Origin of the sequence: Spongorhabdus nitratireducens, from assembly GCA_947387575.1 — a bacterium.
Classification (GTDB): domain Bacteria; phylum Pseudomonadota; class Gammaproteobacteria; order Pseudomonadales; family Endozoicomonadaceae; genus CANDOC01.
Genome location: CANDOC010000018.1, coordinates 1 through 2,957, shown reverse-complemented (window position 1 = coordinate 2,957; position 2,957 = coordinate 1). Strand labels below are relative to the sequence as shown.

General features: G+C 51.9%; 2 protein-coding genes and 2 tRNA genes. 3 read left to right on the top strand and 1 reads right to left on the bottom strand.

Features of this window, described 5'->3' with window-relative positions; genetic code table 11:
* Nucleotides 1–76 (top strand) — tRNA-Gly (locus ACYZZ0_RS22255).
* 44 nt (nt 77–120) lie between these two features.
* On the opposite strand, the gene ACYZZ0_RS22250 is transcribed toward ACYZZ0_RS22255, so the two are convergent.
* On the bottom strand, nt 121–1,425 hold the full coding sequence (locus ACYZZ0_RS22250) for a dicarboxylate/amino acid:cation symporter (protein ID WP_461538868.1): 1,305 nt from the start codon (nt 1,423–1,425) through the stop codon (nt 121–123).
* A 284-nt stretch (nt 1,426–1,709) separates the two neighbouring features.
* Here ACYZZ0_RS22250 and ACYZZ0_RS22245 point away from each other — a divergent pair, with 284 nt between their 5' ends.
* On the top strand, nt 1,710–2,792 hold the full coding sequence (locus ACYZZ0_RS22245) for an aminoglycoside phosphotransferase family protein (RefSeq protein WP_461538867.1): 1,083 nt from the start codon (nt 1,710–1,712) through the stop codon (nt 2,790–2,792).
* 89 nt (nt 2,793–2,881) lie between these two features.
* A tRNA-Ala gene (locus tag ACYZZ0_RS22240) sits at nt 2,882–2,957 on the top strand.

The following is a 2,957-nucleotide window of genomic DNA, read 5'->3' as shown; positions in this document are numbered from 1 at the left end:
GCGGGAATAGCTCAGTTGGTAGAGCACAACCTTGCCAAGGTTGGGGTCGCGAGTTCGAGTCTCGTTTCCCGCTCCAAGTTAAAAAGCACAGTACTTAACGGTACTGTGCTTTTTTTATGCCTATCTAATATGGTGGAAATCGATCTCTTCTTCTTTTTCACCGGCATCAGGGTCATTAAAGACGGCTTCATTTAGTCCGCCTTCGCCCTTGGCAACAATGCAGGTAACCGCACAGTCACCAGTAACATTGACCGCGGTTCTGATCATATCCAGAAAACGATCTACGCCCATAATCAACGCAATACCTTCCAGTGGCAGTCCAACCTGCTGTAATACCATGGCCAGCATCACTAACCCCACCCCAGGAACACCGGCGGTACCGATTGAGGCCAGCGTTGCCGTCAGTATCACAGTCAGATAATCACCAATCGTCAGGTCGATACTGAAAGCCTGGGCAATAAAAACAGTGGCCACACCCTGCATAATGGCGGTGCCATCCATATTGATGGTGCTACCCAGCGGGATAGTAAATGAAGCAACTCGGTTGGAGGCTCCCAGCCGGTGAGTGGCGGTTTCCATGGTCACCGGAATTGTGGCATTGCTGGATGCAGTACTGAACGCAAACATGATGGCATCTTCCATTTTGCGCAGAAACAGCCAGGGACTTAGTCCGGTGAATGCCTTGAACAGGGTGCAGTAGGTAACGGCGACATGGAGAAACAATACGCCGATCAAAAGCAGGAAGTATTTGATCAGGCTGACTATGGCATCAAGCTCAATAGTGGTGAACAATTTGGCCAGCAGACAGAAGACGCCATAAGGTGCCAGATTCATCATCAGCGCAACCAGCTTCATCATGACTTCGTTCATGGATTCAAAAATCCGGGCGATTCGTTCACCCGGCTCGCCGGCGGCAGCAATTGAAATTCCAAACAGTACCGAGAACACAATAATCTGCAGCGTGTTACCTTCAGCCAGTGCCTCAATCGGGTTGCTGGGAAATAGTCGAATCAGTACATCTGTAATGGCGGGTGCTTCCTTGGCTGCAAAGTTGGAAACTGATTCAAGGTTGGCTCCGACGCCGGGCTCAACCAAAAGTGCGCTTACGATAGCCAGGGTAATGGCTACGGCGGTTGTCAGTAGATACAGCAGGAGCGTTTTACCTCCCAGCCTGCCCAGTGTTGAGGCATCGCTGAGAGAGCAGGTGCCGCAAATAATGGAAGTGAAAATCAGGGGGACAACCAGCATTCTCAATGAGGTGATAAAGATCTGGCCCACCACATGAAACAGGCCGTTGGTCAGGTAGTGGGTAACCATTGGGCTTTCAGGGAAAAGTGATCGTGACAACAGTCCCACCACAATGCCGGCGATCATGCCGAACATCACTTTGGTTGTAAGTGAAAGCTGTCTCCAGTTCTTGAGCATGAGAGAGTCCTGAGTATGCGGGAAAACAGTGCTGTAAGCGCTGTTGTCTGAGACCGGAAGGATGATGGATGACTGGTAAATTGCAGTGTGGCTGCCGGGTCAGGTTGCAGGCCATTACCACTGACGCTCGGTTAATTCACAGACAAGCATAGCTGAATGGCCGGGCAACGCTGTTTGGCTCAAAGCGAAGATTTATTTCAGTATCGGGGATTGATAGCATTCAGGGAGCGACCCCATTGAACCGGAGTCATGACATTAGTGTCTATTGGTTATCCGGGGGGCACTTGAGTAAATCAGGGCTGGAATCACAGCAGATGGATGGCAACGTGACCGCAGACAGACAAATACAGCAACTGGACTTTCTTCGTGCCCATGGCTGGCATGAGGCCAGCCGGGAGAAGCTGCCCCAGGATGCATCCCGCCGAGTGTATTACCGGCTGTTTCAGTTGCAGCGTACCATTATTTTGATGGATGCGCCTCCGCCTGAAAACCTGCCAGCCTTTATCCAAATGTCGGCCCATCTGGAACAGCTGGGTCAGGTTGTACCCCGGGTGCTACATGCTGATCCTGAGCTGGGGCTGGCGCTGGTTGAGGATCTGGGTGACCAGACCTTCTCCCGCTTGCTGGAGCAGGGTGAAAGCCAGCAGGAACTCTATGAGCTTGCGCTGGATACCCTGATTCGATTGCAGCAACACACCCTGGCTTCACAGGTCAATATCCCCGTTTATGACAAATCTCGCATGCTGGAAGAAGCAGGGCGTTTTCTGATCTGGTATTTTCCTGCGCTGACCGGACGCCAGGCAAAACAGGAATTATCAGATTCATGGCAAGCGGTCTGGGCTTCGGTACTGGATCGCCTGCCTGATGTGCCGCAAACATTGGTGTTGCGTGATTTTCATGTGGACAACCTGATGGGCGTCGAAGCAGGCGGTAAGCGCCAGTGTGGTTTACTGGATTTTCAGGATGCAGTGCTGGGACCTCATGCCTATGATCTGGTGTCACTGCTTGAGGATGCTCGTCGGGATGTGCCGGAACCGTTGCGGGAGCGTTTATTACAACGCTATCTGCAGAGTATGGATCTCGCCCGGGATGACTTTATGGCCTGGTATCAGGTGCTGGGTTGTCAGCGTCATTTCAAGGTGGCAGGTATCTTTATGCGATTGGGTCTTGAGCAGCAGAGGGCACATTATCTGGATCACCTGCCCAGAATTCTGCAGTTGATTGGAAGGCACATAAACGCTGACTACTTGCAGCCGGTTCGATACTGGCTGGAAAATAATTTTCCTGAATATCAGCTACTACCTGAACATGCAGCTTTGCTGCAGACATATCGCAGCAGTTCACACTCTTCCGGGTTGCAGGCTTGACAGTCTGCAACCGGCACCATAGAATGCGCTCCGTACTCGAGACAAGCACGGCGATTCAAATTGCTCTGCTGGTTCGACGAAAGGATTTTGGGGCCTTAGCTCAGCTGGGAGAGCGCAACACTGGCAGTGTTGAGGTCAGCGGTTCGATCCCGCTAGGCTCCACCA

Excerpts from the sequence above, each read along its gene's own strand:
- ACYZZ0_RS22250 (WP_461538868.1), bottom strand. The coding sequence starts at position 1,425 with ATGCTCAAGAACTGGAGACAGCTTTCACTTACAACCAAAGTGATGTTC.